Below are 16,904 nucleotides of genomic sequence, written 5' to 3' on the forward strand. Positions count from 1 at the left end.
ACAGTATAAATAACAATAAATTATCGAACGAAATATTATCAGTAAGAAAGGAGTAGATTGAGGATGAAATTAGTAGAGGTTTTGGCTCTCCCAACATTTAAAGAGGCTAAAGTCGTTGCCGGACATCATAATTTAGCTAACGTTGTCCAATCTGTAAATCTTATGGATGCACCTGATATTATTCATTATTTAAATCAAGGGCAGTTACTACTCACTACTGCCTATTCAATTAAAAACAACCCAGTTGCACTAATTGAATTAGTGCAACAAATGTCTGAACAAGGTTGTGCAGCTCTTGGATTAAAAACGAAAAGATATATTGAAGAAATTCCAGAAGAAGTGATTACGGAAGCAAATGAACGAAACTTCCCAATCATTGAGCTACCGTTACATTATTCACTTGGAGAAATGTTAACTGAGGCTTTAAGCGGGATCCTAAAAGAAAGAACCGAGGAATTAAATTACGCACTCAGTATTCATCGAGAATTTACAGACATTGTAATTTCCGGCGGCGGGTTAACGAATGTGATTAATAGCCTATCTTCTATTCTTGATGTCCCTGTGATCTTATTAAATACACGACTAGAGATTATGGCGTCTTCAAAAGACATTGATCGAGAGGCTTTTTTCTCCGTATATAAATACATTCATGATATTACGAATCAAGAACAAATCAACCAATATAAAGTTCTGACACTTCCCTTAAACGATACAACTAGTGAATATAAACAATTTTCTCTTTATCCAATTCATACAACCAATCAACAAAAGGGATATGTCGTTATACTAGGAACTTCACTAAAGCAGCAGTATTCTTCTTTACTTGCTGTGGAACAAGCAGCTAATGTGATTTCATTTGAATTCATGAGGTTACACGCCATTGAGCAGCAATCAAGAAGGTTGAAGAATGAATTTTTCTCTGACTTAGTGGATGGGATTATTGCAACGGAAGAAGAAATAATCAATAGAGGGAAAATATATACCATCGATAAATCATTACAATATATTTGTATTACCTGTAAATTAGATCAACTTAATCAAATTGAATTAGAAAAACACTCATTAAAAGCAGAGAAAAAGATTCATAGCCAAAGAGACCTCATCTATGATTTACTTGACACCGTATTAATCAAGCAGCTTGAAAATAGCATTTTATTCACGAAAGGAGATATATTTGCTATATTAGTAGGTTTTGAATTTTATAATGAAACAATTGAACAAGAAGTATTGGAGATGGTTAGGCAAACACAACTAGATATGATCCAGACATCGAACATTTCTTTGTCGTTTGGAATTAGTAATTTTGCGGAAAATATAAAGGACATCCCTGTCACGTATAAGGAAGCCGTTGAAGCTCTTCGCCTAGGCTACCGCGAAAATGAAGAAGCCTTTATTAAAACTTATCGAACGAAGGAACTTACAGAATTATTAAAGTCGATTCCATCGCAAAAATTAAAGGAGTTCTATAAATCAACCTTAAAGGAACTAGCCTATCCAGAAGATAAAGAAAAACAAGATCTAGTACAAACACTCTCCTGCTTTCTCAATAATAACTGTCAAATTTCTGAAACAGCCAAAAGTATGTATATTCACCGAAATACCGTGATCTACCGAATTAAGAAGTGTGAAGACATACTAGGAAGAGATTTAAAAAGTGCAGATGAAACGTTGAGGTTAAGGATTTCGTTTTTATTAAAGTCGATTTTATTGTAATTAAAAGACTAATAACTAAAAGCCTGTGATCAAAATTTGATTACAAGCTTTTATTCGGTTTACTGAATATTCACTTAATCCAAACACCAAAATAAGCCTACCATGAACCTTTCTACATTCTCATTAAATATTATAGTATTTTTAGGCGAATTAGTATGGAAAGCTAGACCATTCGCCCTATCAAAATAAATAGGTGAACATAAGATAAACAGTAGATATATAAGCGATTTTAAACATTCATTGAAATTGCTAAAAAAAATATACTAATGTTCGCTAGACTTTGAGATATCCAATATAAATATATACGTAGTTTGTAATCTTATGTGAGGGAGAGTGATAAGCGTAATGTGTATAAACAGGAAAGATCAGAAAATCATCTTAAACCCTGTTCCATTAAAGTTTGAATGTTTCTCGCCATTCGTTAAAAAGGAACTTTCTTGTACGGTTATTTCTGAACATTCGACCCAGTTAGTACCACCAGCAAAAATAGGATCTACAACTGTTGAAAAAAAGATAAGTGCAGCCATTGAAAAGGTTTGTGATAAAGTCATTATTATTTGTGGACTGGTCACAAAAAAGATTACGTATACAGCTGTTCAAAACCATGTTGAAGTAGCTGGGCATTCCATTATCGATGAAATTCCTTTTCAATGTATAATCGAAAGTGATGACATAAAAAAAGGAGATAAATTCAAAATTGTTGAAAAAAAACTTCTTTGTGATATTAATAGAGAATTAAATTTTAAAAAAGATCATGCAGGTGAATTATCGTTAGTCTACCGCTTTGCTGAGAAAGATATCATTAAAATTTGCGTAAAAAAAACAAAAAAAGATTAGTAACTTCCACTAAATTAATAACACATAGGCAGAAACCATTTTAGGAGGAAAAATACTATGAGAAAGGAAAAACTTTGTATCAGAACACCCCAAATATATGATTGGGTTAGAAGAAAGGTTGAATTGCCAACCATTCGTTTTACTGAACTTGATCATCGTGATGATTGTGGTTGCAACAAAGGAGAAAATGACCCTTGTAAAATAATTACCAATTCTAAAAGTTTCCTTGTAAAATGCTTTTTATCTGATGCTAACGGAGATGAATTAAATCCAACAGATAAACATGCTTTTAACTGCTTCGCTTATCCAATCGGACAGAATATTTCAACTACTCTTCCTTCTGGTCAAGTAATTGATCTACAAAAAGTAAAAGTAACAATTAGCGGCTTTATTGTCATTGAAATAATAAATTCGTTTGGCTTCACCATCTGCATCTCTATTCCAATCCCATTTTCAACGACACAAATATTTACATTATGTTTACCTGAAGGTACGTTCCCTATTTGTGAGATTACTTCATTTAAATGTACAACCGATTTAGTTTGTTCGAAAAAGAAATTTGATCATATTGATGTTTGTATCAAATTGTATATAGATATTCAATCTATTACAAATATCAAACTGCAAATAGATGGTGTTAGTTGTACAGCACGTTCAGATATCGAAATTGATCTAGACGATTGTCCTAGTGACCTTCCACCTTCTCCATGCCCCAAATTGTCCCCTTCATAATTCTACTTCAAACAATTAGTCCCTTTGGTAGACATCCATAGGGACTAATTTGTTTAATTCTATGGCTAAATAGTAGAAAATAGACAAACATACTAATTTATAAGTCTAAGCAGAGTTTTCTCATGAACATACGATAAATAGAAGATGTAGATACATCTTATCAAAAAAGTTTAAGGAGGAAACACCCATGTCAGATTGCTTCCCTGAAAAATGTATAGCTAACCCTCAATCTTGTTGTCAAGTTATGGTAGAGAATATTACGCAGCTTGTACCACCTGCGCTTAAAGATGATGATCATCCAGTCACTCATACAAAAATCCTTCGTGTAGATATTGAAAAAGTTTGTCCTGAAAAGGTTGTGATTTGTGGCGTTGTTCATAAAACGATTACCTACACAGCAGTAATGTCTGATGGAACATTAGTAAAAAACTTTGAAAAAAAAGATGAAATTCCTTTCCAGTGTTTTATCGATCGCGAGGATGCTAACGAAGATGACCCGTTTGAAATTGTTGGTGCTGAAGTGCTTTGTGATGTATTTGCTTGCCCTGATAATATAGGAACTAATTATGGACACAAAGTATTTTGGAAGTTTAAAGAAAAGGAAATATTGAAAATATGTATCCGTAAACGCCCTGGAAATGATGGAGACGGTTGTACGAGAACGATTGGTTTTTATAAAAACCACGAAGATGTAACAACTGCGTTAATCACTCAAGCTAGTGGGACTATTTTTCTAGGTGACGTAGGAGGTGCTAAAACAAAAGAAGTAACTACTTTTTTAGAAGCGCTAAACTTCTTCAATTTCCAAGGTGATGCATCAAATGGAATTAATCGTCTCTACGCTCAACTTTTAGCCGCTAAACTAAACATCGTAAGTGGCGCAAGTGATGACGCAGTTGAAGACGTAATTGATGACGCAGATCAATTTTTAGCAAACCATGATGAAACAGACTGGGCTGCTCTTACTACGGCACAGAAACAACAAGTAAACTCTTGGAAAGATCTATTAGACTTCTATAATAACGGCATTATCGGTCCTGGCCATTGTAGTTAATTTTTAGAGAATAAAAACTATTTCTATTCATTAGCAGATTACGAAGGGATTCCCCCTTCGTAATCTGCTTGATTTAACTTGGAAATATCGACCAATTATTTTTACAATATGTTACAATTAGTAATAGAAATAATGTGTTGATGCAGATTGAATAGTGCTTATATAACTATTACAAAATGCTCCGTAATATTTTTACACATCTAATTTAGAAAGGAACGATATTCTTTGGTGATTATTATTATTGACCTTGACGGGGCGATTCTCTATATGTCAACTAATATTCAATTTCAAAAATCAAAATCACATCATTCACAATGTAAAACACGTTTAATTAACTATGTACATAAAGATGACCACGAAAACTTTCAAAGAATTCTTCTTCAAGTCATTCAAACAAAGACAACCTATACTCTCACAGTTCGCTTACTAGATACATATAGAAAACCAATCTTTTTCACTGCCACACTAATTCCCAATATCGACCAAGAAAACAAGCTCATTAGTGTAACTATTGAAGCTACATCATTGTCAGAAAAAAGTGAACTTATTCAAACTGGCATTTCAGATTGGCCACTTTTTAACCATGTAGATGAAGCTATTTTCATATTATCACCTGAAGGTACCATCATTAATGTTAACCAAGCAGGAGAAATGTTATTCGGTTATAAACAAGAAGAATTGATAGGGAAAAACCCTATTTCATTTATTCCAGTTAATGAAATTCCGTTTTATTCTGATAAATTAAAGCAAGTAAAGCAAGGTATTTCACAAGATTTTGAAACAATATTTTCTCATAAAACAAAAAAACTTGTTCATATACACATGATTTTAATTCCTGTTATCGTTAACAATCAACTTCTAAAAATCTATAGCATTTCAAAAAATATCACTCAAATAATAACAATGAAACAGCAACTACAATCGTTAAACATTAAATACAACAATTTATTAAATAGTTCTCCATATGGGATATTTCAAGTAAATACATTTGGGCAATTTACAGAAATTAACCCAGCTGGACGTGAAATGACTGGTTTTACAAAAGAAGAACTTCTTAACAAAAATTTTTTGGACTTATTACATCCAAAGGACAAAACATGGGTTCACAGACAATTCCTTGAAATGATACAGCAAAAGTCTGACATGAAAACCGAAAAAATAGTGATGCTTCATAAAAATGATCATCCAATCATCGGAAATATTACAAGTATACCGATCATTATTAATCATAAAGTGGAAAGCATTTTTGGAATATTCAAAAATACAACAACAGAAGATATACTGATTGAAAATTTAACTTCAGAGGAAGAACATTTTTCTCAACTTTTTAACGAAGTGCCTTTTCCTATATTCATATCAAAAATAACTCCTACTAATGAAAAAGGTAAGTTCCAAGAGGTAAATAAAAAGGCATGTGAGATACTAAAATATAGGAAATCTGAATTACTCAAAAAGTCCTATAAAGATATAATACCAAAAGAATATATCCCATTACGGAAAAAAAGTCTTATGAATCTACAAGAAGGTAAGGTTACGATTTTAAAATCAATTCATGTAGACAAGGTAGGGAACAAAATTCCTGTTGAATTAAGAACTTGTATTTCTACATATCGCAATCAAAAAGTTTTTATGACTTTTGCAACCTATAACTTTGAGAATAACGTAAATGTTGATTATGTAAGTGATGATCCCGGGAAAAATTTACGTGTACTAATGGCCCAAATGGACATTAATTCATCAGAATTAGCTGAACTAACAGGCTTAACTGTTGCTACAATTTCTAACTTAAGAACCGGTAAGGTGAAAAAACCAAATATTGAAACAGCGCGACTTATTTCTGACGTCTTAGGTACAAAAATACACATTATTTGGCCAATCCTTAACTATTAAAATAAACATTTTAATTGTTTCAAATATACGTCTCTCCTGTTAAAAAATTGATAAATATTACCGTAGGAATAATACATTCATATCATCAGTATTCCATATCCTGAGCGTTGGAATACTGATCTTTCAGCACTTATTTCTAACTAAATATGGGAGAGTGAACATCATGGGAAAGGCATCTAAGAAAAAAGGTTACCGTGGGGAAGCAGAGTTTGCTAAATTAACAAATGGAAAAAGAGTCCCTCTTTCTGGCAGCGTAAATGAATTTAAAAATGATGTTATCTTACCAAATGGATGGTCTGTTGAAGTAAAAAGACACAAAAATGGTTTGAAAACACTTTATGATTGGATTGAAAAAAAAGAAAGTGTTCAAAAACCTGATTTAGTAGCATTTCGCGCGGATTTCAAGCCTTGGATTATATGTATGACATTAGAAAAATTTCAACAATTATTAAATAAGAAATAGACTATTGTATTTATATATTTTCTTAACCCAAAAAAGAGGGCGCTGCTATTTGCGCCCTAAAGAGTATGCCACATTTGGATATGATCCTTACATCAATACTACATTCTTCAACAAGAAAAATGTTACAATTTATCAGCAGAATTTTTTTCTATGGTGCACTTATCTAAATTCCACTTCGTTGCTTTTAATTTCACAGCACCACCTTTAGCATAAAATTGAATGCCTCGGCTGTCTTTTGAAGGGAAAATTCTTCCTGTAAATACTTCTTCTCCATCATTAATAAATAATTCGATCGAGGAAGTATCTACAAAAATACGAAATGTCAATGTACTAGATCCAATGGTGCATTTTCTCTCTGTTCCAAATGTTTCACCGACCGGCTCTCCTGATAAGGATCGATCAAAGATGACCTGTTTTGTCCTTGAATCATATTTTATCGATGTTTTTTCATTTTCACTGACTCGAAGTTCGATACCAAACTCTTCAGCAGTAGAGTTGGTAAACTCTGCGTTTAATTCATAACTTTCCCCATAAAAACCTTTAAATCTTCTTGTTTCATCATCAATCTCAGTATCTATTTCCACTTTTTCTTTACGAAGTTTTTCAAGTTCTTTAATAGGTTTTTGTATTAGTTTCCCTTCGTGAATTGATAATTCTCTTGGAAGTGTTAAGCAGTGTGCCCATTCATTTTTATCCGTTGGGTAGTCAATCTCAGGTAAGCCCATCCATCCAACTAATATTCGACGACCTTTTGGATCGAGCATCGTTTGTGGTGCATAAAAATCAAACCCACGATCCAACTCTATAAAATCCCCGTGCTTTAATGTTTTTTGTTTAAGATCTAATTTTTCACCCAGTACGTAACCAGATTGATAAATATTTTGATACATAACCCCATCAGGTTCTAATCCTTGTGGCGAAAAAATTAATACTCCTTGATCTTGAAGTTCAAAGTAATCAGGGCACTCCCACATGAATCCAAAATTCTCTAGACTTGTTTGAACCTCCCCCTCAAACTTCCACTCTAAAAGATTGGGAGAACTATATAATAATATACATCCTGTTTCATCTACACGCTGCGCTCCCATTACAGCATAAAACGTATCATTTTCCTTCCACACTTTCGGATCACGAAAATGATCGGTATATCCATATGGAATTTCAGAAATAACAGGTTTCTCCATTTTTGTAATCTTGCAATTCTGATCCATGATCGCTATACATTGATAAGGGTGTCTTTTCCAGTTTTCATCACGAGTGTTACCAGTATAAAAGAAATATAAATTTCCATTATGCTCGATCGCACTACCAGAGTACGCACCATGACTATCAAAGTAATCATTCGGCCTTATGGCTATTCCAACATTTTCCCAATTTACAAGATCTTTCGATTTTTTATGGTACCAATATTTCAAACCATGTACTGGCCCGAGTGGAAACCATTGATAGAACAAATGGTATTCACCATTGTAAAAAGAAAATCCATTTGGATCATTAAGAAGTCCAATCTCCGGTTGAATATGAAACGTTTGTCTCCATGGACAATTTTTAACTTTTACCATTAAGTTACTGATCTCCTCTATTTCTACTTCCTCTATTCGACGGTATCTTTTTTCTACAGTCCACATGTTTATCAAAAACTCCTCTCCATAATATCGTGAATTTCATTTTTCCAAAAACCGATCCGCAAAGATCTAAATTTAGTTACGAACGATTCAGCGTAACTAAATATTTTATTCTCGTGGCGGGGATAATGTTGAAATTCAAACTAATTAAACACATAAAGGAGAATCATACGATTCTCCTCCTACTTGCTAAACTTAAGCAATATTTTTTTGATTTTCAACGATATCAGTCTTTTTCATTTCTTTTTTCGCTAAAACCCATGTGATACTAAATGCAATAGCAAATGAAATTGCCATACCGATGATGAAGTAAACTAATACATCTGGAATAATCGCAATAACACCTGGTAAACCTGCTGCCCCTAAAGCAACTGCTTTTACTTTAAAGATCGTTACAAATGCTGATGCAATTGCTGCTCCAATAATCGCACCGATAAACGGATATCGAAGCTTCAAGTTTACTCCAAACATTGCTGGTTCCGTAATTCCTAACAGTGCTGAAATACCTGATGCAGAGGCAATACTTTTCATTTTTTTGTCTTTAGTAGTAGATAATACAGCTAAAGTTGCTGCACCTTGGGCTACGTTAGACATAGCTGCGATTACAAAGATAAAGGTTCCACCTGTTCTTGCAATATCTGCTAATAATTGTGTTTCTACCGCAATAAAACTGTGATGCATACCTGTAATAACAATTGGTGCATAAGCTAGCCCTAATACAGCTGCTCCAAGAAATCCTGTAGTATCATATAACCAAATTAATCCATCAGATAATAAGTGACCTGCGTTACGAGTAATTGGTCCTACAAATGTAAATGTTAAGATTCCTGTAATAAAAATTGTAAATAATGGTGTTAAAAGATTATCTAATGCTGAAGGAATAACTCTTCTTAAATACGTTTCTACTTTTGCTAAAATAAATGACGCTGCTAATACTGGTAACACCGAACCTTGATATCCTACTTTTTCAATTTCGTAACCAAAAATATTCCAAACAGGAATTTCCCCACTAACTACAGCACCACCATATCCCCAGCCATTTAATAAGTCTGGATGAACCATGATCATCGCAAGCGCTGCACCTAAATAAGCATTACCACCGAAGCGTTGAGTTGCGGAAAATCCAATTAAAATTGGTAAAAATACAAACGCTGCGTTCGAAAACGTATTAATTAACGCTGCTAAATCCGCAATTCCAGGATTGGCACTTACTAGTGATTCGCCTTTAATAAATAAGTCTTCTGCCGTCAACAAGTTATTAATACCCATCAATAAACCGCCGGCTACGATCGCTGGGATAATCGGTACAAATATATCAGAAAGCATCTTTACAAAACGTTGTAAGGCATTTAATTTCTTCGCACCAGCATTTTTTACGTCCTGTGTAGACATCTCTGAAAGCCCTACCATTTTTGCGAATTCTTTATAAACGTTATTCACAATTCCTGCACCCAAGATTACTTGGTATTGCCCTCCAGTTGAAAATGTTCCTTTTACCGCCTCCATATTGTCTAACTTTTCTTGATCTACTTTTGACTCATCATGTAAAACTAAACGCAACCGTGTAGCGCAATGAGTAGCTGCTGAAACATTTTCCTTACCACCAAGTGCCTCTAATAATTCTTGTGCGGTTTCTTTGTAATTCATGAAAAAACCTCCTAAAAGATAAAATTTTTCGATTTCTTTTTTTGGAACCGGTTCCTTTATAAGGTATAAAAAAGCATGACAATCAAGAACCGGTTCTCTTTTTAAAATAAAAAACAATAAGTTCATAAAATAAGCTTGGAACCGGTTCCTTTTTTGTAGGTCCGATTTCTTAATTTAATTATAGTTGATTTATATTCAACTTGTCAACGCTTTCACGAATAATAATTTTAAATTTAGACAAAGTTTTTTTTGAAATTTTTTCTCCATTCACTAACTTTACGATACTATTTGCCGCCATTCTCCCTGCATCCTGATAAAAAAATTTAGCCGTCGTCAAGCCTGGATTCATCATTTCAGTCACTTCATACCCTCCAAAACCAGTGATTGACAGATCTTTTGGAATTGTTAACCCGTTCATGTAAGCCGCCTTAAGAGCTCCGATTGCAATATTATCCGTTGCACATACAATCATTGACGGTTGGTATTCTTTAATGATGGAAGGCACCTTTATTAAAGCTTCAGCAATTTTAAAGCTTGTTTCAAAATATTTCACTTCACAACCTTTTATTTCTTGCATAGCCTTTTTAAAACCTTCTTTTCGTTTTACTCCAACAGCAATATCTTTTTCACTTACACCTAAATATGCTATCTTTCGATGGCCTTGCTCAAGAACATATTTCCCTAATTCATAAGCTGCTTCATAATCATTATGAACGATACTATACAACTGTTGATGTTCTTGACCAACCACTATAACTGGTATCTGGATCGTCTTAATTATTTCTATGTGTCTTTCAGTAATCTCAGTTGCAAGTAAAATAATCCCCGCAACCTTTTGCTTTGTTAATGTTAGAATACTTTCGATTTCACGTTCTAAATCTAGACTCGTATTCGAAACAAACATTTGATAGTTACATTCTCTAAGAAACTCGTCAATACCAATTAACGTTCTAGCTGTTGCATAAGAATCTAGACGCGGTACAATAATTCCAATGATATTAGTTTTTTTCGCTTTAAGGCTTTGAGCGAAAGTGTTAGGCATATATCCGGTTTCTTCCATTACTTTTTCAATCTTTTTTTTCGTTTTATCACTGATCGAACCACCGTTTAAATATCTGGAAACCGTACTTTTAGCTACTCCAGCTATTTTAGCGATATCTGCAATTGTATTCATGCTCTCAACTCCGAATTCATCTTTTCTTTCACATCTTGTTTTAGAAATTTTTAGTCACCCTGAGGAGATCTTAACTCCTTATCTAAGATTATACGTTTCACGGGCTAATATTTCTAGAATATATACGACTGGGATCTGCGTCGTAATATTCGAACCTTCAAATCGTTCTTCTGTAACATAGTAGGGGATATTTAGATGAGAAATTTTCGCAATCGTTGAATGTTTACTATTTGTTATACTAATAACCTTACTTCCTTCTTGGTTTAATTGATGAATATGATTAACCGTATAAGGATTTTCTCCTGATACAGATAAAGCAATTGTAACACTATTATGTAATATATTTGAATGAATTGGAAAATGAGGATCTTTAATATACATCGAAAACTTCCCTAAACTCGAAAAATACCTCGCACCATATTCAGCTAAAATTCCCGAACTACCTATTCCAATAAAAATGACCGTATCTGCTTTTGCTACTAAAGCAGCCGCTTGTTTAATAATTTCAGATAAATTCCCTGATAACGTACGTTCAAAAAATTCTGTAATCGATTGTTCGCCGGTCTTAATCACTGATTTTTCATTATTTTCTACATACAGTTTCAGCTTTACTTTAAATTCTGAAAAACCTTCACAACCAATTTTCCGGCAAAAACGCAATATGGTAGCTGTTGAAACATGGGTTTCGTCTGCTAATTCTCTTATTCGCATATAAGCAACTTTATCAGCATGTCGAGTGATATAGTTGTACAAGGTCATATCAAGTTCATTAAATGAAGCAATTTCTTCATTGGTAAACATATCACTTTCCCCTTCCCTAAAATGTTCTTCTTTATTTTACCATAACACCGAAGAGAAAACATGCTGTAACATCTATGAAACAAATAACTGTATCTGTAATAAAGAACAAGATGATGAAAGCGTATATACTTTCCGTCTTTTCTTCCATACAATTAGTTTGTAGATTAGTAAATAACAATTTCTTGTTTAAAAATATCCGGAGGTGCAAGTTATGACAAAAGGATTAAAAATCGCAACAATTGGTGGAGGCTCTAGTTACACACCAGAATTAGTAGAAGGCTTTATTAAACGTTATGATGAACTACCAATTCGTGAGCTTTGGTTAGTAGATATTGAAGCAGGGAAAGAAAAAATGGAAATCGTTGGAAACTTAGCAAAACGTATGATTGAAAAAGCTGGTTTACCAATTGATGTTCACTTAACACTAGATCGTCGCGCAGCTTTAAAAGATGCAGACTTCGTTACTACACAGTTCCGTGTCGGTCTATTAGAAGCTCGTGCTAAAGACGAAAGAATTCCTCTTAAGTATGGTGTTCTTGGTCAAGAGACTAATGGCCCAGGTGGATTATTTAAAGGATTACGTACGATCCCAGTAATTCTAGATATTTGTAAAGACATGGAAGAGTTATGTCCAAACGCATGGTTAATTAACTTCACAAATCCAGCAGGTATGGTAACGGAAGCGGTCCTACGTTACTCAAACATTAAGAAAGTAGTTGGTTTATGTAACGTTCCAATCGGCATTGAGATGGGGATTGCGAAGTTATTAGATGTTGACCATTCTCGTATCCGTATTGATTTTGCTGGATTAAACCATATGGTTTATGGGTTAGATGTTTATGTTGATGGCGTAAGTGTAAGAGAAGAAGTAATTGAAAAGTTAACAGATCCTGCAAATAGCAGTTTTGTTAAAAATATTGAAGGTATTGGTTGGGAGCCAGAGTTTATTAAATCATTAGGTGTTCTAACTTGTCCTTACCACATGTACTACTATAAAACGAGACAAATGCTTGAAAAAGATCTAAAAAACGCTGATGGTGAAGGAACACGTGCCGAAGTGGTACAGAAGCTAGAAACTGAATTATTCGAGCTATACAAAGATCCAAACTTAGCGATCAAACCACCTCAATTAGAAAAACGTGGTGGAGCATACTATTCAGATGCTGCAGTCCGTTTAATTACGTCGATTTACACGGACAAACGTGATATTCAACCAGTAAATACAATGAACAATGGCGCTATTGCTAGTATTCCAGCAGATTCTGCAGTTGAAATTAGCTGTGTGATCACAAAAGATGGTCCAAAGCCAATTGCAATTGGTGACCTTCCAGTTCCAGTACGCGGACTTGTTCAACAAATTAAATCGTTTGAGCGTATTGGTGCAGAAGCTGCTGTAACAGGAGACTACAATACTGCTGTTCTAGCAATGACAATTAATCCACTTAGCCCATCTGATACGATCGCAAAACAAATCGTAGATGAAATGATGGAAGCTCACAAAGAGCATTTACCACAGTTTTTTGGTAAAAAAGAAGTTGTAAAAGCATAATAACGTAATCACACTAGCTGAGCTTAAGGAGAATACTTAAGTTCAGCTTTTTATAGTTAGCGTTTCTTCATATTATATTCTTGCTACTTGTAAGACTTCTTACTTCAGATCATTTCAAATTGTACCTATACTTCAACTATTACGCTCCTTACAATCATCTAAAAGATTAATAACGAAGTATCGTTTTTGTATACTCTGCAAAATCAACTAAATGATTGTCGAGAATTTTTTGCAAGATCTCTAAATTAAGTTCTTGATAATCATGGACAGCAATATTTCTAAAACCCTCCATTGCTTTCATTTTATTTGAAAGGGAAGAAGAAATAATCCCTTCGTTTTCTAAAAAGTAAAACGCGTCTCTACTGTTCTGCGGCAAACCTAATTTTTTCTCTGCAACAATATGCATAGCAAGATCTATACTAGCTTCGCAAGCACGTTGCAAATTTAAAACGACAGAATCTTGTTTTGTGTAGTTTTTTAAATTAGAAGGTGTATCGGCATATTCCTCATGAATCCGTCTAATACATCTTTCAATCATACTTATTTTATTTAAAATAACATCATTTTTCATAAATAGACCCACTTTCATCTATCCTTTTCAATATAGGTAAACGCTCCTCATTTAATTTCGTATACATTTTTAGAGCCTTTAATTCAAATTCAGCTTTCTTTTGTTCATCCGAACAATATATAACTTTACCAGTATATATGACTTGTGCTTGAAAAACTGTGCTTGCCTGATTCAAATCGATTAAGTCTACATCACGATTTAGTTTAGAGGCAAGTTCTTAGGAAATCATGAATAAGTGATAACTATCTATCTTTTGATTATTTAAGAATGCAACATCAAAATCACTATGTTTATTTGCAGTTCCTTTTACTGTTGATCCAAACAAAATAATAAAAAATGGAGATAAGTTTTCAGCTAAATGTTCAATAATTATTTTCTGTTTATCTTTCTACACTTTGAAAACCTCCAAATTCTTATAAGAAATCATCTATTCTGTTGTGATTTAGATACCTAAACTTTTCAATTTCCTTATCTTTTGAGGTGGGTGTCTTACCGCCCCTTAAGAGTGGGAAAAATTTCAATCCCTGAATTATCTATGTGTTCTGCTAATTTTTGATTAGAAATACTCTCGTAATGGATAACGTCAAAAAAATAAGGAAGTGGATACTCTTCATTTAAAATGTCACTCAAGCCTGCCACTATTTTTCCGTTAATACTTTCACCAAAAATTGCAATATCAACATCTGAACCTTTTTTATAGTTTCCCAGTGCTCGACTACCAAAAACCTTTACTCTCTCTATTTCAGCATACTTTTTTATCGCCTTAGTTATATAATGCAAATCTTTATCTAATAACCCAAACATCGAATCATTCCTCTAGTAGTTTTTCATATAATTTTTTTAATTCTGGTAAGAATTCTGTTTTAATTTCATTAACTAGTTTTTCTGCTAATGCATCATCATAAGTGTGTGTCGTTAGGTTTCGCTTAGCTAAAGCATCTAACCATACGTGCCCATCATTTATTAACTCTATTTGATATGCTTGTTTTATTGTTTCCCTCGGACTTTTGACCACATAACCTTGTGCTTCTAAGTAATCCTTTAAAACCTTCCATGCCAATTCAAATGTCATTTCAAAAAATTGAATAATCCCCGCCCGTTCTAATTCTGTACTTATTGGCTGATTAGAATATTTTTCAAGTAGCAAATAGGATTTCTCAAAATTTTCAAACCTTTGCTTCCATCTGATATCCTTCAATGAATCCATTATAAACCCCCATCCTCTACAAACGCTCTTTTTGTCTTTTATTCTATCATTATATCCTCATTTCCTCTTAATTATTAAAGGATTTCTCCGAATATGAATAATCCTAAATCCTTTTTTTCAACACTTGAAAAAGACATTAACAATTAAAACCTCCATGTTTCTTTAAATAAACCCAACTTTAAAAAGATTTAAAGGGGCTGGGACAAAAGTGTCTGACACTTTGTTTTAAAAGTTAATTGTCATAAACTCAACTTTCCCTCATCTTTTATTGGCATAATTAAGTTTCTACTGTACGTAACCATTTTTTATCCCACTCTTAAGGGGCAAGTAAGACCCCCACCTCAAAACGTAAGAAAATCGAGAAGTTTAGGTGGGGGATGAAGGAAAACCCCCACTGATTGAAGTTCAGCTTTATAGTTCACAATTTCTGTTATGAAACTAACACCAATTATTAAAACGATAATATCGACCGTTCTTCTATAAAAATATGTTATTATGTACGCAATAAGAATTCCTATAATTGGAGTACTTATAATGCTAGACCATTTGTATTTAATGTATTTAATCAATATTTATAAATTCACCACTTAATATTAAATAGTTTCTCTCAAAAAAATTCTGTGATCGTTAAGGTCAATTATTATCAGTCTATCGGCTTCTTTAACATTCGGACTTAATCTCGTTAGACTCTATAATTCTTCTCTTCAATAAATAGATTAGGGATAATAGGATAATAAGCAGAGGACCTCTTATAAACTCCGACCAGTGACCATACTAAAATAACTCCTAAAATTTGAATAGAAGCCAGTTTTCCCTTTTCTTTTTGTTTGCCAAGGACGAAAAAATAATAAAGTAGGCTAAAAGCAAGAATAGCTAAAAAATTATTCTCTGTGAACTGAAGTAAACAGAATAACCATTGAACCCATAAGTGTCCAGCTTTGTTTAATTTGTTGGGAGACCTCATTCATTTCATAATCGTTTAGCTTAACATTTTTTAGGTCCACTTTATTTTTTAGTTTCATAATATGAAAGTCTATGAAAAACACTGCTATAACGGATAAAACAAAAGTGGCTCTTCGCTAATTTCTATTGGAACACAAGATTTCATAAAGAATAATAGTCTAGTAATCTTCTCAACTTTTACTAGGGTTTCATACTTAAAATCGACCGTCAAGGAAACCACTTGACCGACGATTTTAAGTATGAAAGTGCATAGTTAGATTGAGAAGGAGATAATCTAAGCATGTGGCTTCACTTCTAACTTAAACTTGTTAGCTGTTGCATAGATCATGGCAATAAAGTTTTCGATTGATCGGTAGCCTCTTGCTTTCCGCTTCGATGCTTGAACAAGGCTATTAATTCCTTCAAGTAAACCATTGGTCATCCTTGAGGTGAACCAACGTAAGATGCCTTTTTCATGTTTTTTGAGTGAACGAGCAACTTCTACCATGGGCTCTAAACGAGACCGTATAGCCCAGTTGTACCAATCATCAAAATACCAACCTGAAAATAGTTGGCTTGTAGACCAAAGTCCCTGCAGAGCTAGTCTTAACCGATAAGCCTTAGCTGTATTCAAATGACTATCTTTTAACTTCATAAGCTTTTCTTGTTGGTACTGCGATAGGTTTTGTGAGTTTTTCA

Annotated in this window: 15 protein-coding genes and 1 pseudogene; 7 read left to right on the top strand and 9 right to left on the bottom strand. The window is 33.5% G+C overall.

Features of this window, described 5'->3' with window-relative positions; genetic code table 11:
• The first annotated feature begins 63 nt into the window (after positions 1-63).
• The 6 genes from BKP37_RS14465 to BKP37_RS14490 all read left to right on the top strand — a co-directional run bounded on the left by BKP37_RS14465 (position 64) and on the right by BKP37_RS14490 (position 6,689).
• On the top strand, positions 64-1,713 hold the full coding sequence (locus tag BKP37_RS14465; RefSeq protein ID WP_071310333.1) for a PucR family transcriptional regulator: 1,650 nt from the start codon (positions 64-66) through the stop codon (positions 1,711-1,713).
• Between the two features lie 345 nt (positions 1,714-2,058).
• The gene (locus BKP37_RS14470) at positions 2,059-2,550 is read left to right on the top strand and encodes a hypothetical protein (protein WP_071310334.1); all 492 of its coding nucleotides are present in this window, start codon (positions 2,059-2,061) and stop codon (positions 2,548-2,550) included.
• A 57-nt stretch (positions 2,551-2,607) separates the two neighbouring features.
• Positions 2,608-3,282, top strand: a complete 675-nt coding sequence (locus BKP37_RS14475; RefSeq protein ID WP_071310335.1) for a BMQ_0737 family morphogenetic spore coat protein — start codon at positions 2,608-2,610, stop codon at positions 3,280-3,282.
• A 187-nt stretch (positions 3,283-3,469) separates the two neighbouring features.
• Complete coding sequence (locus BKP37_RS14480) at positions 3,470-4,336, top strand: DUF3794 domain-containing protein (protein ID WP_071310336.1); 867 nt, start codon at positions 3,470-3,472, stop codon at positions 4,334-4,336.
• 267 nt (positions 4,337-4,603) lie between these two features.
• Complete coding sequence (locus BKP37_RS14485) at positions 4,604-6,226, top strand: PAS domain S-box protein (protein ID WP_139193143.1); 1,623 nt, start codon at positions 4,604-4,606, stop codon at positions 6,224-6,226.
• 163 nt (positions 6,227-6,389) lie between these two features.
• Positions 6,390-6,689 carry a hypothetical protein gene (locus BKP37_RS14490; protein ID WP_245712535.1) on the top strand — a complete coding sequence of 100 codons (300 nt, stop codon included), beginning with the start codon at positions 6,390-6,392 and terminating at the stop codon, positions 6,687-6,689.
• A gap of 122 nt (positions 6,690-6,811) precedes the next feature.
• Here the strand turns inward: BKP37_RS14490 and BKP37_RS14495 are convergent, their stop codons facing one another.
• From BKP37_RS14495 to BKP37_RS14510, 4 genes are all read right to left on the bottom strand, one after another.
• Entirely contained in the window at positions 6,812-8,317 is a 1,506-nt protein-coding gene (locus tag BKP37_RS14495) for a glycoside hydrolase family 32 protein (RefSeq protein ID WP_071310338.1), read from the bottom strand.
• Positions 8,318-8,509: 192 nt separating this feature from the next.
• A complete protein-coding gene (locus BKP37_RS14500; protein WP_071310339.1) occupies positions 8,510-9,961 on the bottom strand; it encodes a sucrose-specific PTS transporter subunit IIBC in 1,452 nt (483 codons plus the stop codon).
• Positions 9,962-10,139: 178 nt separating this feature from the next.
• Positions 10,140-11,135, bottom strand: coding sequence for a LacI family DNA-binding transcriptional regulator (locus BKP37_RS14505; RefSeq protein WP_071310340.1), 996 nt, complete (start codon positions 11,133-11,135; stop codon positions 10,140-10,142).
• Positions 11,136-11,213: 78 nt separating this feature from the next.
• On the bottom strand, positions 11,214-11,936 hold the full coding sequence (locus BKP37_RS14510; RefSeq protein ID WP_071310341.1) for a MurR/RpiR family transcriptional regulator: 723 nt from the start codon (positions 11,934-11,936) through the stop codon (positions 11,214-11,216).
• Between the two features lie 211 nt (positions 11,937-12,147).
• Here BKP37_RS14510 and BKP37_RS14515 point away from each other — a divergent pair, with 211 nt between their 5' ends.
• The gene (locus BKP37_RS14515; RefSeq protein WP_071310342.1) at positions 12,148-13,485 is read left to right on the top strand and encodes a 6-phospho-beta-glucosidase; all 1,338 of its coding nucleotides are present in this window, start codon (positions 12,148-12,150) and stop codon (positions 13,483-13,485) included.
• A 166-nt stretch (positions 13,486-13,651) separates the two neighbouring features.
• On the opposite strand, the gene hepT is transcribed toward BKP37_RS14515, so the two are convergent.
• From hepT to BKP37_RS14550, 5 genes and pseudogenes are all read right to left on the bottom strand, one after another.
• Positions 13,652-14,056, bottom strand: a complete 405-nt coding sequence (gene hepT, locus BKP37_RS14520; protein ID WP_071310343.1) for a type VII toxin-antitoxin system HepT family RNase toxin — start codon at positions 14,054-14,056, stop codon at positions 13,652-13,654.
• Positions 14,046-14,429, bottom strand: a pseudogene (mntA, locus tag BKP37_RS14525) (type VII toxin-antitoxin system MntA family adenylyltransferase antitoxin). Before mntA ends, hepT begins: the two are co-directional and overlap by 11 nt.
• A gap of 116 nt (positions 14,430-14,545) precedes the next feature.
• A complete protein-coding gene (locus BKP37_RS14530) occupies positions 14,546-14,860 on the bottom strand; it encodes a nucleotidyltransferase family protein (protein WP_071310344.1) in 315 nt (104 codons plus the stop codon).
• Positions 14,861-14,864: 4 nt separating this feature from the next.
• Positions 14,865-15,263: a nucleotidyltransferase substrate binding protein gene (locus BKP37_RS14535; RefSeq protein ID WP_071310345.1), complete on the bottom strand. Its 399-nt coding sequence runs from the start codon at positions 15,261-15,263 to the stop codon at positions 14,865-14,867.
• A 1,237-nt stretch (positions 15,264-16,500) separates the two neighbouring features.
• A partial coding sequence (locus tag BKP37_RS14550) for a transposase (protein ID WP_139193144.1) occupies positions 16,501-16,904 on the bottom strand: 404 nt, incomplete at its 5' end.

This window comes from Anaerobacillus alkalilacustris, assembly GCF_001866005.1.
Classification (GTDB): domain Bacteria; phylum Bacillota; class Bacilli; order Bacillales; family Anaerobacillaceae; genus Anaerobacillus; species Anaerobacillus alkalilacustris.